The 26,718-nt window shown below is 73.1% G+C and carries 26 protein-coding genes, 1 tRNA gene and 1 pseudogene; 19 read left to right on the top strand and 9 right to left on the bottom strand.

The genetic code is table 11. The features are described 5' to 3' along the window. Positions 1 to 12: 12 nt before the first annotated feature. Positions 13 to 1,341, bottom strand: coding sequence for a M20/M25/M40 family metallo-hydrolase (locus ACFVST_RS17765; RefSeq protein ID WP_390152275.1), 1,329 nt, complete (start codon positions 1,339 to 1,341; stop codon positions 13 to 15). Positions 1,342 to 1,488: 147 nt separating this feature from the next. Between ACFVST_RS17765 and ACFVST_RS17760 the strand changes: the two genes are divergently transcribed. Together ACFVST_RS17760 and ACFVST_RS17755 are read left to right on the top strand one after the other, a co-directional pair. After that, a tRNA-Leu gene (locus ACFVST_RS17760) sits at positions 1,489 to 1,576 on the top strand. Between the two features lie 108 nt (positions 1,577 to 1,684). Then, positions 1,685 to 2,494, top strand: a complete 810-nt coding sequence (locus ACFVST_RS17755) for an SAM-dependent methyltransferase (protein ID WP_390152272.1) — start codon at positions 1,685 to 1,687, stop codon at positions 2,492 to 2,494. 102 nt (positions 2,495 to 2,596) lie between these two features. Here the strand turns inward: ACFVST_RS17755 and ACFVST_RS17750 are convergent, their stop codons facing one another. Then, positions 2,597 to 4,570, bottom strand: a complete 1,974-nt coding sequence (locus ACFVST_RS17750) for a beta-N-acetylglucosaminidase domain-containing protein (RefSeq protein ID WP_390152269.1) — start codon at positions 4,568 to 4,570, stop codon at positions 2,597 to 2,599. 283 nt (positions 4,571 to 4,853) lie between these two features. Between ACFVST_RS17750 and ACFVST_RS17745 the strand changes: the two genes are divergently transcribed. Together ACFVST_RS17745 and ACFVST_RS17740 are read left to right on the top strand one after the other, a co-directional pair. After that, entirely contained in the window at positions 4,854 to 5,336 is a 483-nt protein-coding gene (locus ACFVST_RS17745; RefSeq protein WP_390152266.1) for a YchJ family protein, read from the top strand. Positions 5,337 to 5,458: 122 nt separating this feature from the next. Further along, positions 5,459 to 5,956 carry a gluconokinase gene (locus ACFVST_RS17740; protein ID WP_390152282.1) on the top strand — a complete coding sequence of 166 codons (498 nt, stop codon included), beginning with the start codon at positions 5,459 to 5,461 and terminating at the stop codon, positions 5,954 to 5,956. A 32-nt stretch (positions 5,957 to 5,988) separates the two neighbouring features. On the opposite strand, the gene ACFVST_RS17735 is transcribed toward ACFVST_RS17740, so the two are convergent. Continuing rightward, complete coding sequence (locus ACFVST_RS17735) at positions 5,989 to 7,653, bottom strand: FAD-binding dehydrogenase (RefSeq protein ID WP_390152263.1); 1,665 nt, start codon at positions 7,651 to 7,653, stop codon at positions 5,989 to 5,991. A gap of 252 nt (positions 7,654 to 7,905) precedes the next feature. Here ACFVST_RS17735 and ACFVST_RS17730 point away from each other — a divergent pair, with 252 nt between their 5' ends. From ACFVST_RS17730 to ACFVST_RS17710, 5 genes are all read left to right on the top strand, one after another. Next, the gene (locus tag ACFVST_RS17730) at positions 7,906 to 8,799 is read left to right on the top strand and encodes a DMT family transporter (RefSeq protein ID WP_390152260.1); all 894 of its coding nucleotides are present in this window, start codon (positions 7,906 to 7,908) and stop codon (positions 8,797 to 8,799) included. 57 nt (positions 8,800 to 8,856) lie between these two features. Further along, on the top strand, positions 8,857 to 9,495 hold the full coding sequence (locus ACFVST_RS17725) for an NUDIX hydrolase (protein ID WP_390152257.1): 639 nt from the start codon (positions 8,857 to 8,859) through the stop codon (positions 9,493 to 9,495). Continuing rightward, on the top strand, positions 9,492 to 9,875 hold the full coding sequence (locus ACFVST_RS17720) for a YidH family protein (protein WP_390152254.1): 384 nt from the start codon (positions 9,492 to 9,494) through the stop codon (positions 9,873 to 9,875). The genes ACFVST_RS17725 and ACFVST_RS17720 overlap by 4 nt, the downstream gene beginning before the upstream one ends. Beyond that, positions 9,872 to 10,198 carry a DUF202 domain-containing protein gene (locus ACFVST_RS17715; RefSeq protein ID WP_390152252.1) on the top strand — a complete coding sequence of 109 codons (327 nt, stop codon included), beginning with the start codon at positions 9,872 to 9,874 and terminating at the stop codon, positions 10,196 to 10,198. The genes ACFVST_RS17720 and ACFVST_RS17715 overlap by 4 nt, the downstream gene beginning before the upstream one ends. Before the next feature lie 252 nt (positions 10,199 to 10,450). Continuing rightward, positions 10,451 to 11,302, top strand: a complete 852-nt coding sequence (locus tag ACFVST_RS17710; protein WP_390152250.1) for a hypothetical protein — start codon at positions 10,451 to 10,453, stop codon at positions 11,300 to 11,302. 5 nt (positions 11,303 to 11,307) lie between these two features. Here ACFVST_RS17710 and ACFVST_RS17705 read toward each other — a convergent pair. Next, positions 11,308 to 11,553, bottom strand: a pseudogene (locus ACFVST_RS17705) (hypothetical protein); the annotation flags it as partial. Positions 11,554 to 11,742: 189 nt separating this feature from the next. On the opposite strand from ACFVST_RS17705, the gene ACFVST_RS17700 reads away from it, so the two are divergent. Then, entirely contained in the window at positions 11,743 to 12,990 is a 1,248-nt protein-coding gene (locus ACFVST_RS17700; RefSeq protein WP_390152247.1) for an exo-beta-N-acetylmuramidase NamZ domain-containing protein, read from the top strand. Between the two features lie 139 nt (positions 12,991 to 13,129). After that, a complete protein-coding gene (locus ACFVST_RS17695; RefSeq protein ID WP_390152244.1) occupies positions 13,130 to 13,939 on the top strand; it encodes a hypothetical protein in 810 nt (269 codons plus the stop codon). A gap of 63 nt (positions 13,940 to 14,002) precedes the next feature. On the opposite strand, the gene ACFVST_RS17690 is transcribed toward ACFVST_RS17695, so the two are convergent. Continuing rightward, complete coding sequence (locus ACFVST_RS17690) at positions 14,003 to 16,888, bottom strand: penicillin acylase family protein (protein ID WP_390152241.1); 2,886 nt, start codon at positions 16,886 to 16,888, stop codon at positions 14,003 to 14,005. 206 nt (positions 16,889 to 17,094) lie between these two features. Here ACFVST_RS17690 and ACFVST_RS17685 point away from each other — a divergent pair, with 206 nt between their 5' ends. The 3 genes from ACFVST_RS17685 to ACFVST_RS17675 all read left to right on the top strand — a co-directional run bounded on the left by ACFVST_RS17685 (position 17,095) and on the right by ACFVST_RS17675 (position 18,901). Further along, positions 17,095 to 17,697 carry a hypothetical protein gene (locus tag ACFVST_RS17685; protein ID WP_390152239.1) on the top strand — a complete coding sequence of 201 codons (603 nt, stop codon included), beginning with the start codon at positions 17,095 to 17,097 and terminating at the stop codon, positions 17,695 to 17,697. Positions 17,698 to 17,886: 189 nt separating this feature from the next. Further along, complete coding sequence (locus ACFVST_RS17680; RefSeq protein WP_390152236.1) at positions 17,887 to 18,348, top strand: MaoC family dehydratase; 462 nt, start codon at positions 17,887 to 17,889, stop codon at positions 18,346 to 18,348. A gap of 373 nt (positions 18,349 to 18,721) precedes the next feature. Further along, entirely contained in the window at positions 18,722 to 18,901 is a 180-nt protein-coding gene (locus ACFVST_RS17675; protein WP_390152234.1) for a hypothetical protein, read from the top strand. A 250-nt stretch (positions 18,902 to 19,151) separates the two neighbouring features. Here the strand turns inward: ACFVST_RS17675 and ACFVST_RS17670 are convergent, their stop codons facing one another. Continuing rightward, entirely contained in the window at positions 19,152 to 19,781 is a 630-nt protein-coding gene (locus tag ACFVST_RS17670; RefSeq protein ID WP_390152232.1) for a TetR/AcrR family transcriptional regulator, read from the bottom strand. An 89-nt stretch (positions 19,782 to 19,870) separates the two neighbouring features. Further along, positions 19,871 to 20,158, bottom strand: a complete 288-nt coding sequence (locus ACFVST_RS17665) for a YiaA/YiaB family inner membrane protein (protein WP_390152229.1) — start codon at positions 20,156 to 20,158, stop codon at positions 19,871 to 19,873. Positions 20,159 to 20,374: 216 nt separating this feature from the next. On the opposite strand from ACFVST_RS17665, the gene ACFVST_RS17660 reads away from it, so the two are divergent. Next, on the top strand, positions 20,375 to 20,728 hold the full coding sequence (locus tag ACFVST_RS17660) for a PadR family transcriptional regulator (protein ID WP_390152226.1): 354 nt from the start codon (positions 20,375 to 20,377) through the stop codon (positions 20,726 to 20,728). Positions 20,729 to 20,831: 103 nt separating this feature from the next. Then, entirely contained in the window at positions 20,832 to 21,932 is a 1,101-nt protein-coding gene (locus tag ACFVST_RS17655; RefSeq protein WP_390152223.1) for a hypothetical protein, read from the top strand. Positions 21,933 to 21,966: 34 nt separating this feature from the next. On the opposite strand, the gene ACFVST_RS17650 is transcribed toward ACFVST_RS17655, so the two are convergent. Then, on the bottom strand, positions 21,967 to 22,617 hold the full coding sequence (locus ACFVST_RS17650; RefSeq protein ID WP_390152221.1) for a TetR family transcriptional regulator: 651 nt from the start codon (positions 22,615 to 22,617) through the stop codon (positions 21,967 to 21,969). A gap of 178 nt (positions 22,618 to 22,795) precedes the next feature. Between ACFVST_RS17650 and hmgA the strand changes: the two genes are divergently transcribed. From hmgA to ACFVST_RS17635, 3 genes are read left to right on the top strand one after another with little or no spacing between them, the layout of a single operon-like run. Then, the gene (gene hmgA, locus ACFVST_RS17645; protein ID WP_390152218.1) at positions 22,796 to 24,154 is read left to right on the top strand and encodes a homogentisate 1,2-dioxygenase; all 1,359 of its coding nucleotides are present in this window, start codon (positions 22,796 to 22,798) and stop codon (positions 24,152 to 24,154) included. Positions 24,155 to 24,196: 42 nt separating this feature from the next. Next, the gene (locus ACFVST_RS17640; protein ID WP_390152215.1) at positions 24,197 to 24,946 is read left to right on the top strand and encodes a GntR family transcriptional regulator; all 750 of its coding nucleotides are present in this window, start codon (positions 24,197 to 24,199) and stop codon (positions 24,944 to 24,946) included. Positions 24,947 to 24,984: 38 nt separating this feature from the next. Next, positions 24,985 to 26,202, top strand: coding sequence for a type ISP restriction/modification enzyme (locus tag ACFVST_RS17635; protein WP_390152212.1), 1,218 nt, complete (start codon positions 24,985 to 24,987; stop codon positions 26,200 to 26,202). A gap of 179 nt (positions 26,203 to 26,381) precedes the next feature. Here ACFVST_RS17635 and ACFVST_RS17630 read toward each other — a convergent pair whose 3' ends face one another. Next, positions 26,382 to 26,654, bottom strand: a complete 273-nt coding sequence (locus ACFVST_RS17630) for a hypothetical protein (RefSeq protein ID WP_390152209.1) — start codon at positions 26,652 to 26,654, stop codon at positions 26,382 to 26,384. Positions 26,655 to 26,718 lie beyond the last annotated feature (64 nt).

Here is a 26,718-nt window from a genome sequence, read left to right as displayed (position 1 = left end):
TCGCCGGCCGGATCAGGACGCGTCGATGAAGCGGTCCAGGACCCGCACGCCGAACTGGAGGCCGTCGACCGGCACCCGCTCGTCCACTCCGTGGAACATCCCGGCGAAGTCCAGCTCGGGCGGCAGCCGGAGCGGGGCGAAACCGAAGCAGCGGATGCCGAGATCGTCGAAGGACTTGGCGTCGGTGCCGCCGGAGAGCATGTACGGCACGGCGCGGGCGATGGGGTCCTCGGCGCGCAGCGCGGTCTGCATCGCGTCGACCAGGTCGCCGTCGAAGCTGGTCTCCAGCGCCTTGTCGCCGTGCACGTCCTCGCGTTGCACCCGCGGGCCGAGGATCCGGTCCAGGTCCGCGAGGAACTCCTCCTCGTAGCCGGGCAGAAAGCGGCCGTCGACATGGGCGGTGGCGGAGCCGGGGATGACGTTCACCTTGTAGCCGGCGCCGAGCATGGTGGGGGCGGCCGAGTTGCGCAGGGTGGCGCCGATCATCTTGGCGATACCGCCGAGCTTGGCGAGGGTGGCCTCCATGTCCTCCGGGTCCAGGGGGGTGCCGAGCGCGTCGGACAGCTCGTCCAGGAAGGAGCGGACGGTCTTGGTGACGCGGACCGGCCACTGGTGGCGGCCGAGGCGGCCGACGGCCTCGCACAGTTCGGTGATCGCGTTGTCCGTGTTGGTCATGGAGCCGTGGCCCGCGGTGCCCTCCACGGTGAGCCGCATCCAGTGCATCCCCTTCTGGGCGGTCTCCACCAGGTACAGCCGCAGGTTCTCGTTGACGGTGAAGGAGAAGCCGCCGACCTCGCCGATCGCCTCGGTGACGCCGTCGAAGAGCCCCGGGTGCCGGTCCACCAGGTGGCGTGCGCCGTAGATGCCGCCGGCCTCCTCGTCGGCGAGGAAGGCCAGCACGATGTCGCGCGGGGGTTTGCGGCCGGTGCGCATCCGCTCGCGTACGACGGCGAGGGTCATGGCGTCCATGTCCTTCATGTCCACGGCGCCGCGGCCCCAGACGCAGCCGTCGGCGATCTCGCCGGCGAACGGATCGTGCGTCCAGTCCGCGGCGTTGGCGGGCACCACGTCGGTGTGCCCGTGGATGAGCAGCGCGGGCCGGGACGGGTCCTCGCCCTCGATGCGCGCCACGGTGGAGGCGCGGCCCGGGTGGGACTCGAAGATCTGCGGTTCGAGTCCGACCTCGGCGAGCTGCTCCGCCACGTACTCGGCGGCCTGGCGCTCTCCGGGACCTGAGTGGTCCCCGTAGTTGCTGGTATCGATCCTGATCAGGTCCCGGCAGAGGTCGACGACCTCGTCCTCGCCGGTCACTCGGGCGCCCGCCGCACTCGACTCGCTCACGCTGGTTTCCTCCCGCGCTGTCGCTGGTGGTCCCCCTCATCCTCGCCCGCCCACCCCCTGCCGCCCAAGGGCACGGTGGGGGACGGAGCACCCCCCGATGTTTGCTATGGTTTTCCACGTCGCCGCGGGAGACCGCGCCGATCACCGGTCCGGGTGGCGGAATGGCAGACGCGCTAGCTTGAGGTGCTAGTGCCCTTTATCGGGCGTGGGGGTTCAAGTCCCCCCTCGGACACCATGGAATACGCGAGGGCGCCGATCAGAGTCGGCGCCCTTCTCGCGTTCCCGTGCGTATGTTCGTCAACGACCGGGACGGTTTGCCCGGATGCGGCCTAGACTGCGCGGTGTGACGGATGACTCGGAGCGGCGGCGGGCGCCGGGGGACGCGGGCCGTGCGAGTGCCGCCCGGCTGTACTCGACGTACCAGCACGGCAGTAGTGGCAATGAGCGGGATCGGGATGTGGCGCGGCAGGTGGCCGATCTGCTCGGGGACACCGAGTTGATCGCCTCGTCGAACCGCGGGTTCGTGCGGCGGGCGGTACGGACCGCGGCGGCGGAGTTCGGGATCGGGCAGTTCCTGGACGTGGGCGCCGGGGTGCCGCAGGAGCCGAACACCCACCAGGTCGCCCAGGCGGTACGGCCGTCGGCGCGGGTGGTGTACGTCGACAACGATCTGAGTCTGCTGCGGGACGCGGAGGCCTTGCTGGACGGGACGCCGCAGGGCACCACCGCGTATCTGCACGCCGATGTGCGTGATCCGGCGGCGGTGCTGTCCGCGGCCCGGCGCACCCTGGACCTGTCGCGTCCGGTGGCGGTGGTGCTGGCCGCGGTGCTGCACTTCGTACCGGACGAGGATGATCCGCGGGGTGTGGTGGAGGCGATCACCGCGCCGCTGGCGCCGGGGAGTTGTGTGATCCTCAGCCACGGTACGGACGAGTTCGCACCGGCCGCGTGGCGGGCGGTGGAGGAGTTGTACCGGGAGCAGGGGATCCCCACCCAGATCCGCAGCAAGGCGGAGATCGCGGCGCTGGTGGACGGGTTCGACCTGGTGGAGCCGGGTCTGGTGGAGGTGCACCAGTGGCGTCCGGACACCGGGCGGCCCGCCGCGGACGATCACCGGCACTGCTATGGCGCCCTGGGACTGAGCCGCGGCTGATCCGGCTGCGGCTACCATGGGCGCCGGACCCCACGGGCGGCCTGTCCCCGCCCGTGGGGTTTCGCTGTGCCCGGCCCCTGGCGGGGGCCGGGCGTGGCGGGGTCAGCCGGTGATGCGGCCGGCCGCGTCGGCGAGGAAGGTGTCCAGCACTCCGTCCCCGATCTTGGGTTGGACGCTGCCCCACTTGTTGCGGGCGGGTTCGGTGCGTACCGCGCGGGCCTGGGTCTGGAGGTCCTCGGACGTGCCGAGGAGGGTGCGGGCCTGCTCGGTCTTGCCCGCGTGGTGGGCGGCGAGGGCGTCGAGGGTGGTGACGGTGGCGCGGCCCCAGAGTGCGGTGGCGTCGAGCCAGGGGGCGGCGTCGGTGACGAAGCCCGGTTGGACGGCTCCGGCACGGATGGTGGCGGGGGCCGCCGCGATGCGCTGGGCGTAGGCCCGGAGGTCGCGCAGGGCGCCGTTCTGCTCTCCGGCGTCCCACTTGTCCCAGAACTCGCTTACGCGGCGGGTGAGTTCGGGTGCCTGCGGCTGCCAGGGGGTCTCGCCGAAGGTGGGCGCCAGGTGCTCCAGGTCGGCGAAGACACCGAGGGCGTCGGTGGCGTCGCGGTCGCCGCCGGCGAGGTAGGCGAGTGCGCGGGGCCAGTCGGTGCCAGCGTCGTAGGCGGTGTCGTTCCAGGTGAAGTCGGCGGCGCCGAAGACCGCGATCTTGCTGGCGTAGGGCTGGTTCATCGGGTTGGCGACGATGCCGGAGAGATGCGCGGCGAGGCCCGCTTCGCGGTGGTCGTACGGGGCGAGCAGCAGGCGGCCCGAGGTGTTGCCGTAGTCGTTGACGGGATAGTTGTCCCAGACGAAGACCTTGCGGCCGAAGAGGCGGGAGGCGGCGTCGGCCTGCTCGACGGTGATGGACGGGGGCACCACGGCGGTCCCGGTCCACATCACGACCACCGCCGGGTCGAGCGAGTCCCGCAGGATCTTCTTGTACTCGGTGTCGGTGAGGTTGCCGTACTCGGTGGGCACCATCTGGAGGGGCCGGGTGCCTTCGTGGGTGGCGACGAAGTCGCGCTGGAGGGTGTTGAGCAGGTCGACCTGGGCCTTGGCGGCGGAGGCGCGGCCGGGGGCGCCGTAGGCCTGCTCGTCGCCGGCGCAGTTCCACTTGGTGTAGCTGATGTCGTCCAGCGGGATGGAGAAGGCGCGGGTGCCCAGGTCGTAGAGGGACTGGAGCTTGGCGATGAGGGCCTTGCGGTCGTCCGGGTCGGAGTAGCAGATGGAGGTGCCCGGGGACACGGCGAAGGTGAAGCGGACGTGGTTGGCGGTGGCGCGCCGCACCAGGGTGCCCAACTCGTCCAGCTTGTCGGCGGGGTAGGGGTCGCGCCACTTGTCGCGGTGGTACGGGTCGTCCTTGGGCGCGTAGACGTAGGTGTTGGCCTTGATGTCGCCGTGGAAGTCCATCTGGTCGAGGCGTTCGGCCTGGGTCCAGGGCTCGCCGTAGAAGCCCTCGATGGTGCCGCGCAGGGGCATCGACGGGTGGTCGCTGACCTGGGCTCCGGCCACCTGCCAGTGGGCGCCCTGGCGTTGGAGGAGCTGGCGCAGGGTCTGTACGGCGTAGAACTGGCCGGCGCCGTCGGTGCCGCCGAGGGCGATCTGGCCGTTCCCGACCCGCAGTGCGTAGCCCTCGGCCTGGTCGGGGACGGTGGTGTCGCCCAACGCCCGTGCGATGTCCGGGCGTTGGGCGGGACCGAGGCGGACGGTGAGGGTGCCGGGGCCGCGGTCGGGCGACTGGTCCGGGGTCTCCTGGGCGATGTGCCGGGCGCCGTGCGCCTTGAGTTCGCGGATCAGCCGGTCCCGGGCGGGCCGGTCGGTGGCGTCGTCGGCGACCACGGTGACCCGCGGGGTGACGGGGGTGCCGGCGCCGGTGCGGCCGAGGGACCGCGGGGTCGGGGACACCGGGGGCAGGGCCGCCTGCGCGGTGCCGGCGGCCCGCGCCGAGCCGGGTGTGGCGGCCCCGGCGGAGGCGGGCAGCGCCGCCAGGGTCAGCACGCCGGCGAGGGCGCTGATGCCGGTGGTCATCCTGCGTCTTCCCATGAAGCACCTCATGGTGGTCTAGACCTCACGGACGCCCAAAGGCTACTCGGCGCACGGCGTCCACTGTCAAGACGCCCGGCACGCTCCCGGGCGGGGCTCAACGGCCTTGCGGGGAGCGGGCGTTGCCGCCGAAGGCCCGACCCCGGGAGCCGTCTGCGGTCGAGCGCCCAGGTCATCAGACCCTTGAGGGTGGCGCCTGCGCGGGGTGGGGAACGCAGGGCGGTGGACCGGGACCGCTCCCCCGTCACGCACCGTTGTCAGTGGCGACCGGCACAATGTCCGCATGGCTCGACGCACACACCGCTCCCCCCGTTCCTCCGGCCCGGCCCGCCCTTCCGGCGCGGCCGGTTCCGCGGCGCGCGCCGCCGGGATGCGGATACCGGACGGGGCGGCCTGCCCGTGCGGTGCGGGGCCGGGGTACGCGGAGTGCTGCGGGCGGTACCACCGGGGCGGGGCCGCGGCGCCCACGGCGGAGGCGCTGATGCGGTCCAGGTACAGCGCCTTCGCGGTGGGCGACGAGGCGTATCTGCTGCGGACCTGGCATCCGCGGACCCGGCCCGCGCGGCTCGGCCTCGATCCGAGGCTGCGGTGGACGGGCCTGGAGATCGTGGCGGTGGCGGGCGGCAGCGCCTTCCACCCCACCGGCACGGTCGCCTTCCGCGCCCACCACACCGACGGGGGCACGGCGGAGGTACTGGCGGAGCACAGCCGCTTCGAGCGGGTGGACGGCGCCTGGGTGTATGTGGACGGCGATCTGACGGGGTGACGGGCGAGGCCCATGGGTCGTACCTGATGGGGTCCGGTGTGGTGGCAGCGAGTCGACGAGGACGAGCCGAGGGCGGTGAGGCAGTGGTGAACACCCGGTACACCCCCCGGGTCGTCGTGGTCATGGGCGTGGCGGGGACCGGGAAGACGACCGTCGGCCCGCTGCTCGCCGAACGCCTCGGTGTCCCGTACGCCGAGGGGGACGACTTCCATCCCGCGGTGAACATCGCCAAGATGACCGCCGGCGTCCCGCTCACCGACGCCGACCGCGGGCCCTGGCTCGACGCGATCGGCACCTGGGCGCGCGGCCGGGCCGGGCTCGGCGGAGTGGTGAGCGGCTCGGCCCTGAAGCGCGCCTACCGGGACCGGCTGCGGGCCGGGGCGCCGGGCGTCGTCTTCGTCCACCTCACCGGTGACCGCGCGCTCATCGAGGACCGGATGACGCACCGCAGGGGGCACTTCATGCCGGCGGCGCTGCTCGATTCGCAGTTCGCCACGCTCCAGCCGCTCCAGCCGGACGAGGCCGGTGTCGAGGTCGAGGTCACCGGCACCCCCGAGGAGATCGCCGCACGCGCCGCGCAGGCACTTCAGGCGTACACCGGCCCCACCCCGCACACCTGACCGCCGCCGTACCCGTGGTGGGAGTGGTGGGATCAGCTCACGGCGGCGGCCGCGGCACGGCCCGCGGCGCGGCCGGAGAAGAGGCAGCCGCCGAGGAAGGTGCCCTCCAGGGAGCGGTAGCCGTGCACCCCGCCGCCGCCGAAACCGGCCGCCTCGCCCGCGGCGTACAGGCCGGGCAGCGGGGTGCCGTCCTCGGTGAGGACCCGGGAGGAGAGGTCGGTCTCCAGTCCGCCGAGGGTCTTGCGGGTCAGGATGTTCAGCCGTACCGCGACCAGCGGGCCCGCCTTCGGGTCGAGGATGCGGTGCGGGGGCGCGGTGCGGATGAGCCGGTCGCCGAGGAATCGGCGGGTGCCGCGGATCGCCGTCACCTGGAGATCCTTGGTGAACGGGTTGGCGATCTCCCGGTCGCGTTGGACCAGGGTGCGGCGCAGGGCCTCCTCCTCGATGAGGGGTTCCCCGGTGAGCGCGTTCATCCCGCGGACGAGGGCGCCGAGGTCGCGTTCCACCACGAAGTCGGCGCCCTGCTCCATGAACGCCTTGATCGGGCCCGGCGCGTCCGTCCTGGCGAGGCGGGCCCGCTCCAGTACGGCGGGCACCGAGCGCCCGGTCAGCTCCGGGTTCTGCTCGGAGCCGCTGAGGGTGAACTCCTTGCCGATGATGCGCCGGTTCAGCACGAACCAGGTGTGGTCGTGGCCGCTGTGCATGATGTGGTCGAGGGTGCCCAGGGTGTCGAACCCGGGGAACAGCGGCACCGGCAGCCGCCGCCCGCGGGCGTCCAGCCAGAGGGACGAGGGGCCGGGCAGGATGCGGATGCCGTGCCCGGCCCAGATCGGGTTCCAGTTGCGGATGCCCTCGGTGTAGTGCCACATGCGGTCCCGGTTGATGAGCCGCGCCCCCGCCTCCTCGGTGACGCCGAGCAGCAGCCCGTCCACATGGGCGGGCACCCCGGAGAGCATCGTGCTGGGCGGGGTGCCGAGGCGCTCGGGCCAGTTGGCGCGTACCAGGTCGTGGTTGCCGCCGATGCCGCCGGAGGTGACGATCACCGCCTGGGCCCGGAGTTCGAAGGTGCCGGTGGCGGTGCGGTTGCTGGCCTCGCCGCGGGGCGCGTCGGACGGTTCAAGCACCTCGCCGGTGACGGTGTCCAGGGTGCCGGCGCTGCGGGCGAGACCGGTCACCCGGTGCCGGAAGCGCAACTCGACCAGGCCCCGCGCCGCCCCCTCCCGCACCCGCCGTTCGAAGGGTTCGACCAGGCCGGGTCCCGTCCCCCAGGTGACGTGGAAGCGGGGGACGGAGTTGCCGTGGCCGCCCGCGTCGTAGCCGCCGCGCTCGGCCCAGCCGACGACGGGGAAGAAGCGGACGCCCCGCCGGCGCAGCCAGGACCGCTTCTCACCGGCGGCGAAGTCCACATAGGCCTCGGCCCAGCGGCGCGGCCAGCGGTCCTCGGGCCGGTCGAAGCCGGCGGTGCCCAGCCAGTCCTGGAGGGCGAGGGCGTGGCTGTCGCGGATCCGCATCCGGCGCTGCTCGGGCGAGTCGACGAGGAAGAGGCCGCCGAACGACCAGTGCGCCTGGCCGCCGAGGGACTGCTCCGGCTCCTGGTCGAGGAGGATCACCTTCCGCCCGGCGTCGACCAGTTCGGCGGTGGCGGCGAGCCCGCTCAGCCCCGCGCCGATCACGATGACGTCCGCGTCCTGCGCCATGGCTGCGCACCCCTCGCCGTGACCGCCCGGCGGTCGGTCGGTTACTCGTCCGGTTACCCGTCGGTCAGATCTTGTTGATTCCGGTGGCCCGAGTCAACCGCGGGGTGACGGCTTCCGGCGGTGCGCGCGGCCTGGTCCGGTAAGCCCTGCCGGAAGGGGCACTCGGTGTCCCGGGGCGCTATCGTCGCGGGAAAGCCCCTCCCCCGTGAGGAGCCCTGAGCCCCCGCAGCCTGCTGTCGTGAGGTGCGCAGCGTGTCCCTTCTCGTCCTGGTCCTCGCCGTGTGTGCCGCCTGCTGCCTGGGCTTCGGCTATGTGCTCCAGCAGAACGCGGCCCAGCGCGCCCCGCTGCGTGACTTCCTGTCCTGGCGGCTGCTGCTCGACCTGATGCGGATGCCGGTGTGGCTCGGCGGGATCGGGTTGATGGTGTGCGGGATGGCGCTGGGGGCGGTGGCCCTGGGCCGCGGCGAGGTGTCCCTGGTGGAACCGCTGCTGGCGACCAACCTGCTGTTCGCGCTGGCCCTGTCCCGCCGCCAGACCCGGCAACCACTGGGCCGGCAGGGCTGGTTGGGGCTGGCGCTGCTGGCCGGCGGGGTCACCGCGTTCATCGTCGCGGGGCAGCCGCAGGCCGGGCACGCGACGAGCGACCCCTGGCGGCACTGGGTGATCATGGGCGCGATGGTGGGCTGCGCCCTCTCGCTGGCCGCCTTCGCCAAACGCTCCCCGTTCGCCGCCGGGCCCGCACTGCTGGCGGTGGCCGGCGGACTGCTCTACGGGGTGCAGGACGCGCTGACCCGGATCAGCGGGGAGCGGGTCACGGAGGGCGGCTGGGGCCTGCTCTTCTCCGGCTACCAGCCGTACGCGATGGTCACGCTCGGCATCATCTCGCTGATCCTGGTGCAGAGCGCCTTCGAGACGGCCTCGCTGCGGATGTCGCTGCCCGCGCTGACCGCGGCCCAGCCGCTCGCCGGTATCGCCTGCGGGGTGGGCTTCCTCGGCGACCGGCTCCGCACCGACGCGGGCGCTCTCGCGTGGGAGGCGTCGGGGCTGGCGGCGATCGTGGTGGGCATCGTGCTGCTGGGGATGCATCCGGCGATGCCACGGGGGTCCGCACCGGCCGAGGAGGTACCGGACCTCCAGCCGCGGTAGGGCCGCGGGCCGGGCCGACCCGGAAGCCGTGGGCCAGGCCGTGATGGGATGAGGAGCATGACAGTCGCCGAAGACCCCAGGCCACGGCCAGAGAGCGGCGCGCCCGAGGCCGCTGCCGGCGCCCTCACCGGGCGGGACGCCGACGAGATCCTCGATGTGGTGGACGAGCGGGACCGCGTCGTCGGGCAGGCCACCCGCGGTGAGGTGTACGCGCGCAAGCTCCGCCACCGCAGCGTCTTCGTCCTGGTCCGGGACGCCGAGGGCCGGGTCTTCGTCCACCGCAGGACCCCCACCAAGATGATCTTCCCCTCGCGGTACGACATGTTCGTCGGCGGTGTGGTCGGCACCGGCGAGAGCTATCCGCAGGCGGCACTCCGGGAGGCCGAGGAGGAACTCGGCGTCACCGGCCTCCCCCGCCCCACCGAACTCTTCACCTACCTCTACGACGACCCCGGGCTGGGTTCCTGGTGGTCGGCGGTCTACGAGGTCCGCTGCACCCTGCCCGTCCACCCGCAGGTGGAGGAGGTCGCCTGGCACGCCTTCCTGGACGAGGAGGAGTTGGAGCGGCGCCTGACCACCTGGGAGTGGACACCGGACGGCCTCGCCACCTACCGGCGGCTGTGTGCGCTGCGGGCGTCGGACCGCGAGAAGACCGGCGGGACCGGCGGGACCGGGGCCGGCGGGGACGCGCGGTGAGGGAGTCGCTGCGGCACTGGTTCGCGCCGGAGCGGCTCGCGGAGGAGGGCGAGACGCCCGACTACCGCTTCTCCCTCGCCAACGAGCGCACCTTCCTGGCCTGGCTGCGCACCGCGCTGGCGCTGATCGGCGGCGGCTTCGCGGTGGACCAGTTCCTGCCCGGGCTGCGCTGGGGCTGGCGGGTCGGGCTCTCCGTCGCCCTGCTCGGCTGCGGGGTGCTGTGCGCGCTGCGTGCCGTCCACCACTGGATGCGGTGCGAGCGGGCCATGCGGCGCGGGGAGGACCTGCCGGTGTCCCGCTTCCCGGCCACGCTGAGCCTGGCGGTCGCGGTGGTCGCGGTCGCCATGGTGGTGATGGTGCTGGGACGGTGGGCCGGTTGACGCCACCGGCGGCCCGCCCCGACCGCGATCCGGGCCTCCAGCCGGAGCGGACCCGGCTGGCCTGGCGGCGTACCACCCTCGCCTGCACGGTGGCGGGCGTCCTCGCGGCCAAGGCGTGTCTGCGGGGCGGGCTGGAGCCGGTTCCGACGCTGGCGGGCGGGGTGTGTCTGCTGCTGATCGTGGGGTTCCTGGCGGTCGCCGACCGCCGCATCCGCCGCCTCGCCGCCCCCGGCACCCCGCGCCCGTTCACCCCTCGTACGGCACTCCTCGCCACCGCCTGCACCATCGCGATGGCCTGCTGCGCGGCGGCGCTGGTGCTCTGAGGACGGGGCTCGGCGGACGGCCAACGGGCGTTCCGCGCAGGCGAGTTGATGCGCCGCGACCCACCCCCGCCTGTGCCGTTCCCGGACTGCCACGAGTACCGTCGTCACGGCGGCGACGAGGACGGTCCACAGGCCGCACAGCATCGGTGACGTGGAGGATGGCGGGACCGGGCGCGATTCCGGAGAGCGCGAAGCTGTTGGACATCACCGCGAGTCGGCGGCTCGCGGACCACCCGCGGACGAGGACACACGGTGCGCCATCGGATCGGCCGGCTGCGGCAACCGCAGCGCCTCGCTCTCCTGCTCGCCGCCGTGACCGTGGCGGGCTCGGCCACAGCCTGCTCCGAGCCGGCCTCCCGGCAAGGTTCCCGGAGCTATCCGCCGCACACCGACATCGTCGCCACCACCTTCTGGGTGGGCGAGGTCTTCGATCCGGCGGTACCCGACGGAAGCCAGGTGTGTTCGAGCTACGACAGCCAGTGGGCCTTCCACTGGTCGGGGGTGGCGAGAGGAGCGGTGCCCGACTCGGCCGAGGGCTGCGCGGGTGCGCGCACCGGCGGCTGCGACGGCGTCGCGCATCCCGGGAGCGCTTCCTGCGACACCGAGAAGCGGGTGGCCGAGAACGACTTCTTCCCCAGCAGCGGGATCACACCGCGCGAGAACCCGTTCTACCTCGATCTGCCCTACGACGACCTCAACGATCCGATCGGCTTCGCGAAGCGGTGCGAGACGATCCCGTGGGCGAACGACCCGGGCTACACCGGCCGTTGCGACGACCGCGGCTTCTCGTACATGAAGAACCGATGGGTCGCGATCACGGGCCCGAACGGGCGCACCTGCTACGGGCAGATCGAGGACGCCGGCCCCTCGCACGACGGGCTCTACCACGACGCCGGGTACGTACTCGGGGACGAGGACGCGCGGCCGGCGCAGAAAGCGTTCAACAACGCGGGCATGGACGTCTCACCGGCGCTGAACGGCTGCCTGGGGTTCTCGGAGCGGAACGGGCAGGAGGACCGGGTGACTTGGCGCTTCGTCGACGACGCGAACGTGCCTGACGGCCCGTGGCTGCGGGTCGTGACACGGTCCGGTGTCACCCTCTGACGTCCGGACGCGGCGGCGGGCAGGAGGCCGATCCGTTCCAGGTGGTCGCGGGCGCCCTGGTTCGCCTCAGGTGTGGTGGCGTACTCGCGGTCCTGGTGGCGAAGCAGGTCGAGGGCGCCGGTGGCGTCCATGGTCGACAGCTGCGACATCCCCAGGATCACCACCCGGACTTCGGCGGCCACGGCCAGACCGGTGATCACCGCGTACACCAGGTCCAGGGCCAGCGTCGCCACCGCGGTGAGGACCAGGATCGATATCCGCTCTGGTGGGGTTTGTGAATGTATGTCAGTCGCCGTTCGGCGGTGGCGGTCCGGGGGCGGGTGAGGGTCGTGTGATCCAGGGGTGCCGATCTCGTTCCCTCGCGCCCCTTGTGCGCGCTAGCGTGCGCCGGGGCCCGCACGATCCGCGGGCCCGGGTCAGTCTCCCGGGAGGTCACGTTCATGCACCTGTCCAGACGAGGTCTGCTCGCCGCCGGTACCGCCTCTGTGGCCGCGGGGGCCGTCACGGCCGTGCCCGCAGCGGCCGCGGCACCGCACGGCCGCCCGCTCAGCACCGGTTTCGAGCGGCTCGCCGCGGACGGCTACGCCCTGCTCGACGGCGACAAGGTGGGCGTCGTCACCAACCCCACCGGCGTCACCCGCGAGGTGCAGCACATCGTCGATGTGATGCACGCCGACAAGCGGGTGCGGCTGACCGCAGTCTTCGGGCCCGAGCACGGCTTCCGCGGCACCGCGCAGGCCGGCGGCTCCGAGGGCCGCTACGACGACCCGGCGACCGGACTGCCGGTGTTCGACACGTACTTGAAGAGCGGTCAGGCGCTGGCCGACATCTTCACCGCCTCCGGCGTCGACACCGTGGTGTTCGACATCCAGGACGTGGGGGCGCGCTTCTACACGTACATCTGGACGCTCTACGACTGCATGGAGGCGGCGGCGCTCGCCGGGAAGCGGTTCGTGGTGCTAGACCGGCCGAACCCGGTGAGCGGGCGGGCGGCGCTCGGGCCGGTGCTGCACAAGGAGTTCGCCACCTTCGTGGGCCGTAAGCCGATCTCGCAGGCGCACGGGATGACCGTCGCCGAGCTGGCGCTGCTCTACAACGGCGAGTTCATCGAGAAGCCGGTGAAGCTGGAGACGGTCCTGATGAAGGGCTGGCGGCGGGGCGACTTCTACGACGCGTCCGGGCTGCCGTGGGTGCCGCCGAGCCCCAACATGCCCACCGTGGACTCGGCGTTGGTCTACTCCGGCACCTGCCTCTTCGAGGGCACCAACCTCTCCGAGGGCCGCGGCACCACCCGCCCCTTCGAACTCCTCGGCGCGGAGGGCGTGGACCGGCGCTGGGCGGAGGCGGCGAACGGGTTGGAGCTGCCCGGAGTGGCCTTCCGGGAGGCGTACTTCGCGCCCACCTTCTCGAAGTTCCAGGGCAAGACGGTGGGCGGGGTGCAGGTGCACGTCCAGGACCGGGAGGCCTTCGACCCGGTGCTCACCGGTATCGGACTGCTGGTCACCGCGAAGAAGACCTGGTCGGGCTTCGCCTGGCGGGAGGACAACTGGATCGACAAGCTCACCGGTTCCACCCAGGTCCGCACCATGATCGACGCGGGGGCGGACACCCGGGAGGTGGCGGCCGGCTGGCACGACGAGCTGACCGCGTTCCGCAAGGTCCGCGGCGGCTACCTCCGCTACCGCTGACCCCGCCGCCCGGCCGGTGCCGCTGACCCGCCCCGGCCGGGCGGCCCCGGGGGTGCCGTGCGGTGGCTCGGTACCCTCGGGAGGTCATCGTTTCCCCGCCGGCGGTGCCGTCCGCCGGCCGTCAGCGCCGGAGGCCGCCGTGCAGTCACCGTTCGCGGGACGCCGTCCCGCCGCCGAGCACGACGCCTTCTGCGACTCGGGCCTGTGCTGCCGCTGCCAGCAGCGGCCGTGGAGCACCCACCAGGGCGGGGAGCGGCTGTGCGGTCCGTGCGCGGCCTGCTGCCGGGAGTGCGGCCGGGCGCCGGCCCCGCATCTGGAGGGGCTGGCGGGCGGGGTGTGCGCGGAGTGCCGAGGGCTGTGCGCCCGCTGCCGGCGGCCGCTGCTGGCCCGGGGCGGCTGCCCCTGCCGCCGCTGGCGGGCGCGTGCGGGCACCGACCCGGTGGGGTACGTGCTTCAGGCCTTTCCGCAGCCGCTGCTCCAGGCGCTGGGGCACCGGGTGCCACAGGCGCTGCCGGAGCTGGTGCGGCGGGAGTTGGAGCGGCGTACCCCGGACCAGTTGCTGGACCGCCTGGAGCGCCGCTGGGGCGTCCGCTGGTCGCACGCGCTGTACGAGACGGACGAGGACGGGCGCCGCCGCCACTCCCCCGAGGACATCGCCACCGCCCTGCTGGCCCCGTCCGCCTGCCGTGAACCGCGGTGCGAGGACGGGCAGTTGACCGGTTCCGGGGCGGCCTGCCCGGAGTGCCGGGCACCGGAGCACCGCTTCGCACCGGGGGCCGGGCCCACCGCGGATCCGGCGCATGTGCGGGCGAAGGCGGCCGAGATGCGGCGGGCGCTGGCGGGCAGCCCGCACCGCACCGGGCAGGGTCACGACACCCGCCGCTCGGACCCGGCCGAGCGCACCCGGCGCCGCCGCCTGACCGGCGAGGACGAGCCGGGCGGCCACTGATCCCCAACTGCCGGTGGCCCAGGCCCTGTTGAGGCCCGAGCCACCGGCGTCACAGCAGCCCGCCTACCGGTGTGCGGGGAACTCGACGACCTGCTGGTACGTCGGCCGGTTCTGCCACTGGACGGGGCGGTGGGTGATGCCGCCTACCGCGCGCTGCACGATCGCGTCGGAGCACCACTGGTCGCCCGCCTCGCAGGTGTCGTCGCCCGGGTAGACCTCGGTGGCCGGTACCGCGGCCGCCGCGGTGAAGGTGGCGAGCAGGGTGTCCCGGCAGGCCCCGAGGTCGCCGCCGCCGCAGTAGGTGCGGGCCAGCGGCCCCTTCACCGGCTCACCCAGCACCGAACGCAGATCCTTGTCGACATATCCCCACCAGCCGTACTGGAAGGCGGAGCCGGCGTGGGAGCCGGTGGGACCGTGGCCCGCGGAAGGTGACTCGTCCACGGCGAGTTGGGCGGTGAGCGCCTGCCAGAGCCCGTCTCCGAGGCCGGTCCTGAACTCCGCCTCGACCAGCTTCGGCCACCAGGCGTCCAGTACGCGGATCGCGTCGGAGTGGGCGTAGGTCTTCGAACCGGCCGTGGTCTCCAGGCGTTTGGCGCCCGCGTCCCGCCAGGACTCCAGTTGCCGCACGGCCTTCGCCGCCGCCGGGTCGGTGACCGGCTTGCTGCGGAGCACCTTCAGCAGTTCGGGCAGGACCTGTTCGCCGCGCAGATCGGTGACGGCGGCGTCGGCCATGGCCCGGGTCAGCGAGGCGCGGGTGACGCCGCCCTTCTCGACCAGCTTCTTCACCCGCCCGTCGAGCAGGTCGGCCCGGTGCACGGCGCCCATGCTGAGGTTGGCCGCCGAGAAGTCCTGGGCCTGCTTGTTGTTCCAGGAGATGTAGTAGTCCTGGTCGACGGACCGGGGGTGCTGTTCGGGCGGGGTGTAGGCGGCGGTGTTGTCCTTCGGGTCGAAGTCCCGCCATTCGTAGGCCGGTTGGGCCCTGACGGGGAAGGAGGCGTCGACGTTCCGGGCGCGCTGGGGGTTGGCGCCGGAGTTGAAGTAGGCGATGTTCTCCGCGTCGGCGTAGAACCAGTTGAAGGTGTAGTTGACGTGCTCGGCGGCCTGCTGGAAGGTCCTGGCGTCCTTGACGAAGCCCGGGTCGTTGAACATCTGGAAGCCGATGATCGAGTCGGCCTCATGGCGGTAGGTCGAGCGCAGCGAGGTGTAGGCGACGGGCTCGCCGTCCACGGTGGCCCGGTGCGTCACGATGCCGTACCGGGTACGGAAGACCTGCATCCGGTACGAGCCGGCGGCGGTGGAGTCGGCGAGCGTCGGCTTCCAGGCGTTGGTGTGCTCCAGCTTCTCCATCGGGGTGCAGGTGCCGTGGTAGAGGTAACTCCCGGACCGCCGGGTCGGTTTGGAGCCGTCGGGCTCGCAGAGCTGGACCGCGTAGGTGTCGGTGATGTCCTGCCCGGCGGAGGTCGCCGACCAGGCGTAGTCCTGGCCGCGGCCGAGCTGGACATACATGCCGACGCCCGCGAAGGAGACGCCGTGGGCGCTGATGCCGGGGCCCTGGATCTCCTGCATCATCAGCAGTTGCGGCGCGAAGTAGCCGGTCTGCGGGCCGAAGACGGCGACCGGGTTGCCGCTCGCGGTGTGCTTGCCGGAGACCAGCAGCGCGTTGGACATGCCCTTGCGGGCGGCGGCGTCACCGCGCGGGGAGAACAGGTCGGCGGGCAGCACCCCGTGGTCGTTGATGCCCTGGAGCGGCTTGAGCCGCTTCGGCGCCTTGACCGGGTCCTTCTTCGTCTGCTGCCCCTGCCGCGCGGAGCCTGTGCGGTCGTAGACAAGCTGCTCCGCCTCGACCGAGCCGTCGTCGGGCAGCGCCATCCCCTCGGCGCGGGCGGGCTTCTCCGCGTACGGGAAGGACTGGCCGTCGTGCAGGGTGAGGACGGCCTCCGGGTCGTCGCGCTGGCGGAACGACTCCCAGACCTCGGTGCCCCGCCGCACGCCGTACTTCTGCTGGGCCTTGAGCAGGGAGACGGCCGAGGAGACCTCTCCGCCGCCGCCGTTGCCGAAGAGGCCGCCGACCACGGAGGCCAGCGCGATCAGGTCGGTCACCTTGAACGGCTCGATCTCGCCGACGTTGGTGATCGGGTCGATCTTGCCGGTGAGGTCGTACTCGCCGGGGAAGTAGCGGCCGTCCTTCGACTTCTTCGCATAGGAGTTGAGGCCGTCGACATAGGCCTGGGCGTCCTTCATGGCCTGCGCCCCGCGCTCCCCGGTCCTGCTCTTCAGGTAGTCGACCTGCCGCTGGAGGTCCTGCTCGGTGTACGGGGCCTGCGGCCAGAACTCCTGCTCCAGGCCCTGGTTGGCGTAGGCGCCGCCGGCGAAGGACGTCAGCTCGCCGCGGCCGATGTGCCGGAAGAGGTCGATCAGCCAGAGCCGGTCCTGCCCCGCCGCGTAACCGGCGCCGAACTCCGCGCCGTAGCGGGTGGAGCCCTTGATGTGCGGCACGCCGAACCGCTTGTCGCGGGTGATGGTGACGTCCTCGCGGGGCTTGCTGACGGAGGCGATCTGGCCGGCGGGGACGCCGAACGAGGAGTCGTTGAAGAACTCGGTCAGCTTGTCGTCGGTGAGCGAGGCGGAGCCGGCGGAGAGCGCGTCGTAGGGGCCGAGCATGTCGTCCGCGTGGCCCGGTTGGCTGCCGAAGAGGCGGTGGGCCAGGATCTCGGCCAGGGTGGCGTTGCCGTTGGTGCCCGGCGGCAGGATGTCCGAACACTGCCCGGCACACAGGTCCCCGTCCGCCGCCGCCCGAGCCTGCCCACCGGTCGCCGTCGCACCGGCGGTGGGCGCCAACAGGCCCGCGGTGAGGGCGAGTACGGCGGTGGCGGCGAGTCTGGCGGCGGCTCTGCGGGCCCTGCCGAGACGGCGGGGGCCGGTCTCGGTAGGTGGGGTGCGGCGTCGCATTCCTGCTCCTCCCGACGATGGTGTGCCGGAGGTTACCGCCGGTATGCTCCGCCGTGAAGATGAACAAGCGTCACGTTTTTTTGACCCGGGTTTTCCACGCCGAAGCACCCCACCCGGGATCCGATCGGCCTTCCCGTACGTCTGACGAGTGACGTCCGTACGACGAGGCCGGCGTACGGCAGCACGTGTGACGGAGGTGCAGAGCGATGGCCGGATTCCGGAGTCTCGCAAGACAGGTGCGCGATCCGAGATGCGATCTGGCGCTGCGGCGCTACTCGCTGCGCAAGTGCCTGGAGCGGTTCGCCCCCTACGGGCACCGCGCCACCTGGGACCATCTGTGCGGCCGGGCGGGCTTCGACCCGGAGGACCGCGCCCCCGACCCGGCCCGGCTGATCGCCGCCCTGGAGGAGTTGGAGGAGGCACGGGCCGTCTGGCTCGCCTACGAGGCCGAGTTCGCCGAGCGCCGCCGGCGGGAGAAGTACCACGGGCTGCGGCGGCCCGGCAGTGTGGACGACTGGCACCGGCTGACCTGGGGCGGCTTCGGCGTCGCCTGGTGCGACGACCCCCGACTCCACCCGGACCAGCCACTGGCCGAGGTACTGCGGCGGCTGATCGCCGCGCTGGAGCGGGCGCCCGGCGAGGACTGCCCCGTCTGCCGGGACACCCGGCTGGTCTGGGAGCAGGGCCTGGCCCGCCGCCCCTCCTCGGGTCCGGTCTGCCGGGCCTGCGGCATCGTGGTCCCGCGTCCGGTGCTCACCGACGCCGCCGTGAGCCGGGCCCACCGCGCCCGCCTCCCGGTCTCCGCCTGACGACCTCCGCGACCGACCCCCACCCCTCGAACTCCCCCTCACCGACCACCACCAGCCACCTGCCGTGAGACCATAACCAAAGGTCGTTGACAGGTTTCGGCACCTCACTCCATGCTCAGCAGGCGCTCGGACGGGCGCGCGGTGCGGTACCCGCACGGACTGGACATGGAACGAGAGGGCAAGCGTCAGATGGCTGAGCCGAGGATCTTCACTTCCGCAGACGAGCTGCGCGCCGCGATCGGCGATCGACTGGGCCCGAGCGACTGGCTGGAGATCGACCAGCGGCGTATCGACCTGTTCGCGGAAGCCACCGGCGACCACCAGTGGATCCATGTCGACCCCGAACGCGCCAAGGACGGCCCGTACGGCACCACCATCGCGCACGGCTATCTCACCCTGTCCCTGCTGCCCGCCCTCACCCCGCAACTGCTGCGGATCGAAGGCTCCACAATGGGCGTCAACTACGGCAGCAACAAGGTGCGTTACCCCTCTCCCGTGCCCGTCGGCTCCCGACTGCGGGCCACCGGGGTGATCACCGCGGTGACCGATGTGACGGACGCGGTGCAGTTCACGCTCAGGGTCTTCCTGGAGCGGGAGGGCGGCGACCTGCCGGTCTGCGTCGCGGACGCGGTCTCCCGGCTCTACTTCTGAACCGGCACCCGATAGGCGGCGGGCAGCGGCAGGCCGAGGACGCGGTCCGGGCGGCCGTACAGGCGCTGCCCGCGCTCTCGGCAATGGCCACCGGGCCCGGCGGTGCCCGCTTCCCGCAGTCCCGTCCGCCCCACCCGGTCACCACCCACACCCCCGGCCGCACACCACCTGCACCGCACTCGACGGGCTCCGCTCCGCCCACCCCCTCGTCCAACCGCTGCCCGGCGGCCGGACGCTGGTGGTGGGCGCCCGGTGCCCATGCGGGAGAACGGCCCGGAGCGGAACGCGGTCGTCTACGACGCGGAGGGCCGCCCGACCGCCGAGCCACCCTCGGCGACGGCATCGGCCGCCTGCGGACCACCACTTCGGCCAGGTGTGGGCCGGCTACTTCGACGAAGGGGTCTACGGGAACCTCGGCTGGGGCGGCCGCGAAGGTCCGGAACCGTCGGAGTGCGGCCCGCTCACCCTCACCGGCGACACCCTCTGGACCACCCACCCCGCCCCGCGACGGCTCCCGCTGATCCGCGTCCACCAGGGCACGGTGACCGCCTAGGCCAACACCACCGAGGCGATGGCCCTGGCCGTGGTCGGCACCCGGACCGCGCTGCTGGGCGGCGGCCCCGAACACGGCCTGCTCACCCTCGGCACCCTGGACGACGGCCGCTGCCGGACGCTCGCCCGCTACCGCCTGGTCCTGCCCGACGGGGCCAACTGCCCGCAGGGACACAGGCGTTCGGCCAGGGCGACGGTTTCCATCTGCTGGCGGGGAACACCTGGTACCGGCTGGACGTCCCGGACGCCGGCTAGGCCTCGCGGGCGCCCACCATGCGGAGGACCAGGTCGGCATAGAGGGCGCCGACCTCGTCGGGGGTGCGGGGGCCGGCCCCGTTGAACCAGCGGGCCACGTCGACGCAGAGGGAGAGCACCGCCAGGGTGGTGCCGGGTACGTCCGGCACATCGAAGTCCCCGGCGCGCACCCCGTCCTCGATGATCTCCCGGACCACACCCTCCGACCTGCGGCGCAGCGCCACGATCTCGGCGCGTGCCTGCTCACCCAGGGCGTCCAGCTCGTACTGGACCACACGGGCGGTGGTGTGCTGGTCGGCGTGCCAGCGGACGAAGCAGCGCACCGCGGTGGCCAGCCGCTCGGCCGGGGCGCCCGTACCGCCGGCCGATTCCAGCAGGACGTGCAGCGCCTTCTCATGGCCGATCCGGCTGATGCGGTGGAGCAGCTCTTCCTTGGTCTTGAAGTGGATATAGAGGGCGGCGGGGCTCATCCCGGCGCGGCCGGCGATGTCCCGGGTGGTGGTGGCGTGGTAGCCGCGTTCGGCGAAGGCCTCGACGGCGGCGAGCAGCAGCCGCCTCGCCGCGTCCGGGGTGACCTCGCTCCAGGACAGGTCTCCGGCGCCGGCCTCTTCCTCCGCCACACCCATGGCTGCGCCCCTTCCTACGGCAGGTCCTTCACCCTACCCGAAACCTGAGCGGCCGCTTAGCCTCCGTTCGGGCGGGGGCGGGACGGTGTTCAGGACGGCTCGAACGGGTCGTGCGCTGCGAGGAGTCGGTCCACCCGGGCCTGGTCGACGCGGCTGACGAGCCGCCCCGCCTCCTGCCGGTCCCGGACCACCTTGGCCAGGGTGAAGGCGGAGGTGACCAGGTAGAGGACGGCGATCCCGAGGAAGGCGCGCACCCAGGCGTCGGTCTGGAGCTTGAGGATGCCGATGGTGGTGGCGGCGAGTGCCACCGCGAAGGAGGCGACGGCCTGCCCGTGGTAGGCCATGGTGGTCTGCTGCTTGACGGGTGTCTCACTCATACCGCCAGCCTGGCCGCACCCCGCGCCCCCTCCCATCCGTACCGGTACTCACCTCGCGCCGCGCGCGGACCTGAGTACTACCGGCCCCCTCGCCCCCTTTGCCGGCAGCGTTCCGCGGGCAGGGATTCTTGACAACTCCACTAGTCTGAGATTCAGAATAGTCGCCAACGCCCGAACAGTCGGGCAGCGGGACCCGGGCGAAGGGACGGTCGGAGGATGGCGACGGACAGCAAGGGGGTGTGGGCGCGGGCCGTGCTCCCGCTCTGCCTGCTCGGCGCACTGCGGCACGAGGAGAGCTACGGCTACGCGCTGCTTCAGCGGCTGACCGCGGCGGGGCTGGAGTCCGTCAAGCCGGCGACGCTGTACCCGGCGCTGAACCGGCTCGCCGAGGAGGGCGCGGTGGAGGTCAACTGGCGTGCGGGCGAAGGCGGTCCGGGACGCAAGTGCTACCGCATCACACCGGCCGGCCGGAAGCGCCTGGACGCGGAGTGGTCGGCCTGGGAGAGCTTCGGGGAATCCGTCGCCCGCCTGCTGTCCGACGCACCGCAGTCCGATCCGGGCCGCCCATGACCCCGCCCCCGGCCCCGGCCGCACCGCTCGGCAGGGCATTCGTACCGATGGACGACACCGATGAACGACACCGATGGACGACGTGACGAGGACAGGACCGAAGATGACATCACGGCAGCAGCGGCGCGGGCAGGACGGTTTCGGACGGTCGAAGGGCGGGGTGGCGACCGGGCGGACCTGGCACCGGGAGGAGGACAAGCTGTGGGCGGGCAGGTTCCGACTCCGCCTGGTCATGCGGCACGACCCTCCCGAGGGCCTGGCCGACCAGGTGCTCGACGAGGTGTACGAGGCCGTCACCGACTCCGGCGCCCCGGCGCACGAACTCTTCGGTGACGCCGACGACTTCGCCGCCCAGGTGGCCGCCGAACGGATCGACGAGGCGCACCGGAGCTGCCGCGGCATCGACGGCACCACGCCCGGCGAGGGTTTCATCGGGGGGCTGCTCGTCCTCGGCGCGATCGGGGTGATGCTGTCGGTGACCGGCTGGGTCCGCGGCGGTTCGGAGTTCGCGGTCGACTGGCGGGCGCTCGCCGCGACCGTTCTGATCGGCATGGTGGCGCTGCTGACCACGGTCGCGCTGGCGCTGCGGACCGCGGGGCGCACCCGCGGCTGGTGGACGGTGTGTGCCGCTGGTGTCGTGACGGTGGCGGTCATCGGCCTGACCATCGGCTCGCTCCCGGAGGGGCCGCTGTTCTCCGTGCCGGCGCCCGTCGTGGTGGTCCTCTCCGCACTGCCCGCCGTGATCGCTCTGCTGCTGCCGGAGGAACGGGTGAGCCGCTGGTTCATCGGCCCGCAGGCGGCACCGGAGGACGGTCCGGAGGCACAACGGGGCGGCAACGAGGCGTGGTTGGGCCGGCTCGACGGCGTACTGCGGGGCGCGTACGGGATGCCCCCGGCGACGGCGCGGGGTCATGTCGAGGAGGCCCGGGAACATCTGGCGGCCTCCGGTGGCGCGGCCGGTGAAGAGTTCGGGCGCCCGCGGGAGTACGCGCAGCGGCTGGCCGGCGGGCCCGCCGCACCGCGCCGGGCCGCGCGCCGGAAGCTGCTGTCCGGGCTGCTCTTCGCGCTCTTGGTGGTCGCCCTCCTGTGGGACGTCGCCGGCGATCCCGATCCGGGCTCCTTCACCACCTGGTTGCTGCCGCCCGCGGCCCTGGTGTGGGCCTGGTCCCTGTGGGGCCACTACCGCGAGACCCGCGCGTCCTGACCACGCCGACGCGGTCGCACGGGGTGGGCGCGGGTCAGTCGTCGAGGCTGCGGGCCAGGTAGGCGTGGAGCAGGATCCGGGTCTCGCGGATGATCGCCGGGTCGCCCGCCGGGTCGGCGCGGAAGGCGAGGTGGAGTACCGCGTCGGCGGACTCCACGGCGACCAGGCAGGTGCGGCGCAGGGCTTCGTCCGGTTCCCGGCCGAGGTGCCCGGCGAGCAGGGCGGCGACCCGGTCCGCGACCCGGCGGTTGGGCTCGGGCGCCGGGTCTCCGACCGGGGTCTGGTTGCCGAAGTCGATCAGGGTGAAGCCGGGGGCGGTGCGCTTCATCTCCAGGTACTCGTCCAGTACGGCGTCCATCGCGGCCCGCCAGTCGCCCCGGTCGAGGGCGGTGAGGCGGCCGCCGACGTGCTCGGCGAAGCGGTCCAGGTTGCGGGCGGCGAGCGCGTCGGTCATGGCGCGCTTGTTGCCGAAGAAGCGGTAGACGGAGCCGATCGGGACCCCGGCCCGGCCGGCGACGGCGCGGGTGCTGAGGCCCTCGTAGCCGACCTCGTCCAGCAGAGCGGCGCAGGCGTCGAGGATGCGGCTGAGGCGTTCCGCGCTGCGGCGCTGCACGGGGGCGCGGCGCAGGGCGGGCGACGGGGCGGCGGTGCCGGGGGCACCGGGCTGCGGGGTGGGTCGGTGCACGGACGCCTGGCCTCCTTCCGACGGGTCTGCGCGGGACACGGCGCAGGACACACTGCACGCGGCAAGGGGGCCGCGCGGCTGGTCCGGAGCCTAGGCCACCACCCCCGTCCGGTCCCCTTGCACACCTCACCACTGATTCCTATGCTCGACCATAGGAATCAGTTGCGAGGGAGCGACGATGCACGGGGACGCCACGGACACGACCGCGAGGACCGCCGGGAGCCTGACCTATCTCTCCGGCTTCGGGAACGAACACAGCTCGGAGGCCGTTCCCGGCGCCCTGCCGCACGGGCGGAACTCCCCGCAGCGCGCCCCCCTGGGGCTCTACGCCGAGCAGTTGAGCGGCAGCGCCTTCACCGAGCCGCGCGCCCACAACCGCCGCTCCTGGCTCTACCGCATCCGCCCCTCGGCCGCGCACCCCCCGTTCGTCCGCGTCGGCAACGGCGGTCTGCGCTCGGCCCCCTTCACCGAATCCGTCCCCGACCCCAACCGGCTGCGCTGGGACCCGCTGCCCGAACCGGCCCCCGGCACCGACTTCCTGGCCGGCCTGTGGACCCTGGGCGGCAACGGCGACGCCACCCAGCGCACCGGGATGGCCGTGCACCTCTACCACGCCGACTCCCCCATGCGGGAACGGGTGTTCAGCGATGCGGACGGCGAGCTGCTGATCGTCCCGGAGCGTGGCGGGCTGCTGGTGCACACCGAGTTCGGGCGGCTGGCGGCGCACCCCGGCGAGGTGCTGCTGATCCCGCGCGGGGTGCGCTTCCGGGTGGACCCGACCGGCACCCCGGGCGAGGACGGCCCGGCCGGCGCCCGCGGCTATGTCTGCGAGAACTACGGCCGCCCCTTCCAGCTCCCCGACCTCGGCCCGATCGGCGCCAACGGCCTTGCCAGCGCACGGGACTTCCGCGCCCCCGTCGCCGCCTACGAGGACGTGGAGCGCCCCGTCGAGGTGGTCAGCAAGTTCTGCGGCAACCTCTGGTCGGCGCGCTACGACCACTCCCCGCTGGACGTCGTCGCCTGGCACGGCAACCATCTGCCGTACGTCTACGACCTGCGCAGTTTCAATGTGCTGGGCAGCATCAGCTACGACCACCCGGACCCGTCGATCTTCACGGTGCTCACCTCGCCCTCGGACACCCCGGGGCTCGCCGGGGTGGACTTCGTGGTGTTCGCGCCGCGCTGGCTGGTCGGCGAGGACACCTTCCGCCCGCCGTACTTCCACCGCAATGTGATGAGCGAGTACATGGGCCTGATCGAGGGCGCCTACGACGCGAAGTCCGCCGGGAAGGGCGGCTTCGTGCCCGGTGGCGGCTCGCTGCACAACATGATGTCGGCGCACGGCCCGGACCGGGACACCTTCGAGCGGGCCTCCGCGGCCGAGCTGCGGCCGCAGAAGGTGGACGACGGGCTGGCGTTCATGTTCGAGACACGGTGGCCGGTGACGGCCACGGCCCAGGCCGCGGGCGCCGGCCATCTCCAGCCCCGCTACGACGACGTATGGCAGGGTCTGCAACGCCACTTCCCGCACGCCTGAACACAACTCCCGTGCCCGCAGAGGGAGTCGATCGGAGACGACGTGACCGCCTTCGCCCCGGACTCCATCGTGCTGAACCGGAAGCTGCCGCTCTGGTACCAGGTCTCGCAGTCGCTGCGCGCCTCGATACTGGGCCGCGGCCCGGACGCCCCGCTGCGGCTGCCCACCGAGGAGCAGCTCGCCGAGCACTACGGGGTGAGCGTGCTCACCATGCGGCAGGCGCTGAAGGAGCTGGAGGACGAGGGGCTGATCTCCCGCCACCGGCGCCGCGGCACCTTCATCGAGCCCAGTGCCCAACGCGGCGCGCCGGTACGGCTGTTGGGCTCGGTGGACGCGATCGTGGCGCAGCAGTCCGGGATGTCGGTACGGCTGCTGGAGCACTCGGCGGGCCCGGTGCCGCCCGAGTTCGCCGAGCACTTCCCGGACGCCCGCGAGGTGGCCGTCTTCCACCGGCTGCGCTGCGACGAGAAGACCGGCGAGCCCACCAACCACGCCCGCAACTACGTCCGTTCGGAGGCGGCGGCCCGCCTCGACCCGGCGGATCTGGCCCGCTGGCCGATGACGAAGGTGCTGCGGGACGTGGTGGGGATGCGCATCAGCCGGATCACCGACAGCGTCCAGGCCCGGCTGGCCGACCCGGAGACCGCCGCCCTGCTCGAAGTGCCCCTGCTCAGCCCGATCCTGCACTACACCGGCATCACCTACGACGAGGACGGCCGGGTACTGGACGTCGCCGTCATCCACTACCGCGGCGACCGCTTCTCCTTCACCGTCACCCTCGACGCCCACTGAACCCGGCTCTCCCCCGGCGGCTCAGGCCGCGTCGTACGATGCCGGGCGTGATGCACGACGACGCGCCGCCGCTCGCGGATCTCCTGCCGTGGTCCGTCGCACCGCTGCGTCTGGGGCGGGCCTGGCCGATGGCGCCCGACGCGGCCTCGCTGAAAGCCCGTTGGGACGCGCTGCTGCGGGCCGGGGCGGCCGAGCGGGCCAAGCTGTTCGGCAGCACCGGCCGGCGCGATCCGGAGACGGCGGTGCCGCACCTGCCGGGCCGCCCCACCGGCACCGGCCGCCTCTCCCGCGAGTCCGGCCCCTGCCCCGAACCGGTGCGGATCCTGCACGGGCCCTTCGACGAGCAGTGGCTGATACCCGACCACCGGCTGATCGACCAGGCCCGCCCCGAGCTGTGGCGGGTGGCGGACGCGGCGCAGGTCTTCCTGGTGGAGCAGGGCCGGGTGCCGAACGCCGCGGACGGCCCGCCGGTACTGGCCACCAGACTGCTGCCGGACGGCCACTCCCCCGCCGGGCGGCCGGGCCGGATCCGCCCGCTGTACCGGCGCCCCGGCGGCCGGGAGCCGAATCTCGCCCCGGGCCTGCTGCCACTGCTGGACGAGGTCCTCGGTACCCGTCCGGCCGCCGCGGAGGTGCCGGCCTGGGTACTGGCGACGGCCTCGGCGGAGGGCCGCGGCGGCACCGTGGTACCGCTCACCCGGCGGCCCGAACTCTGGTCCCGGGGCACCGAGTTGGGCCGTTCGATGCTGCGGCTGCTGGTACGCGGCGGGGAGCGCCCCAGACTGCCCGGCGGGCGCCGCCCGTACGTCCGTGCGCCGCTGCCGCCGCGCCCCGCGGAGCTGGCCTACGACCGGGCGGAGGAGGCGCTGCTGGTGGACGGCGGCCGGATCGCGCCGGTGCCAGCGGGGGCCTGGGACTTCCGGGTGAGCGGGGTGCGGGTGCTGGAGCTGTGGTTCGCCCGGCGCACCGGATCGGCGTCCGCCGAGGGCGGGCTCGCGGCGCTGGGCCCGGCCACCTGGCCGCAGACCCGCACCTCGGAGCTGCTGGAACTGATCACGGTACTGGCGCTGCTGGCCGAACTCGACCCCGCTAGGCGGGAGTTGGCCGAGGAGCTGGCCTCAGATCCGGCGGGCCGGCTGGGTGCGCGGGAGCTGCGGCGGGCGGGGGTCCTGCCGGTACCGGCGTCGGCCCGCCGCCCGGCTTCGGTACTGGACCACCACGAGGAGGGCCCGGAGGGGCAGTTCGCCCTGCTGTGAGCAGAACGCGAGCGGTGTGACGCAGGGCGGGTGCGGGCGGCCGGGGAGGTGCCGTCGCGTCACGGGCTCGCGGGGCTCACGGGCGGTCCGGCCCGGCGGTCCGAGTGGACCGGGGGGCCGGGTGGAGCCGGGGCGGCCGGGTCCGGGGACCCGGGCCGCCGCCGGGCGGGGTCGGCCGGTCAGCGGCCGCCGAAGAGCGTGCGGCGCAGCTTGCGCAGCGGAGCGAAGAGCGAGACGCGGCGCATCCGGGCGCCCCGGCCGCTGCTGCGCTCGGGCACTACCTCACGTGTGGTCAACTCACGCATCAGCAGCGTCGCCTCGGCCGCCTCGCGCTGCGGGACGACGGGGCCGCCCAGCACCGAGAGATGGCGATCGAGACGCGAGCTGGTCGACCCGCTTCCGCAGGTGATCGCAGGGACGCGGGCCCTGCTGCGTACTGTTATCTGTTCCATGTCACTCCCCACCCGTACGAGACCACCCGACCCGGGCAGGTTAACCCTAACGCTCTCCGGGGAC

It is taken from the genome of Streptomyces sp. NPDC058045, from assembly GCF_042885635.1.
GTDB lineage: Bacteria > Actinomycetota > Actinomycetes > Streptomycetales > Streptomycetaceae > Streptomyces.
This window is presented reverse-complemented; position numbering and strand designations above follow the sequence as displayed.

Coding starts and splice junctions, on each gene's coding strand:
- ACFVST_RS17750 (WP_390152269.1), bottom strand. CDS start 4,570: ATGGGAAGACGCAGGATGACCACCGGCATCAGCGCCCTCGCCGGCGTG.
- ACFVST_RS17745 (WP_390152266.1), top strand. CDS start 4,854: ATGGCTCGACGCACACACCGCTCCCCCCGTTCCTCCGGCCCGGCCCGC.
- ACFVST_RS17740 (WP_390152282.1), top strand. CDS start 5,459: ATGGGCGTGGCGGGGACCGGGAAGACGACCGTCGGCCCGCTGCTCGCC.
- ACFVST_RS17735 (WP_390152263.1), bottom strand. CDS start 7,653: ATGGCGCAGGACGCGGACGTCATCGTGATCGGCGCGGGGCTGAGCGGG.
- ACFVST_RS17725 (WP_390152257.1), top strand. CDS start 8,857: ATGACAGTCGCCGAAGACCCCAGGCCACGGCCAGAGAGCGGCGCGCCC.
- ACFVST_RS17700 (WP_390152247.1), top strand. CDS start 11,743: ATGCACCTGTCCAGACGAGGTCTGCTCGCCGCCGGTACCGCCTCTGTG.
- ACFVST_RS17690 (WP_390152241.1), bottom strand. CDS start 16,888: ATGCGACGCCGCACCCCACCTACCGAGACCGGCCCCCGCCGTCTCGGC.
- ACFVST_RS17685 (WP_390152239.1), top strand. CDS start 17,095: ATGGCCGGATTCCGGAGTCTCGCAAGACAGGTGCGCGATCCGAGATGC.
- ACFVST_RS17680 (WP_390152236.1), top strand. CDS start 17,887: ATGGCTGAGCCGAGGATCTTCACTTCCGCAGACGAGCTGCGCGCCGCG.
- ACFVST_RS17670 (WP_390152232.1), bottom strand. CDS start 19,781: ATGGGTGTGGCGGAGGAAGAGGCCGGCGCCGGAGACCTGTCCTGGAGC.
- ACFVST_RS17665 (WP_390152229.1), bottom strand. CDS start 20,158: ATGAGTGAGACACCCGTCAAGCAGCAGACCACCATGGCCTACCACGGG.
- ACFVST_RS17660 (WP_390152226.1), top strand. CDS start 20,375: ATGGCGACGGACAGCAAGGGGGTGTGGGCGCGGGCCGTGCTCCCGCTC.
- ACFVST_RS17655 (WP_390152223.1), top strand. CDS start 20,832: ATGACATCACGGCAGCAGCGGCGCGGGCAGGACGGTTTCGGACGGTCG.
- hmgA (WP_390152218.1), top strand. CDS start 22,796: ATGCACGGGGACGCCACGGACACGACCGCGAGGACCGCCGGGAGCCTG.
- ACFVST_RS17635 (WP_390152212.1), top strand. CDS start 24,985: ATGCCGGGCGTGATGCACGACGACGCGCCGCCGCTCGCGGATCTCCTG.
- ACFVST_RS17630 (WP_390152209.1), bottom strand. CDS start 26,654: ATGGAACAGATAACAGTACGCAGCAGGGCCCGCGTCCCTGCGATCACC.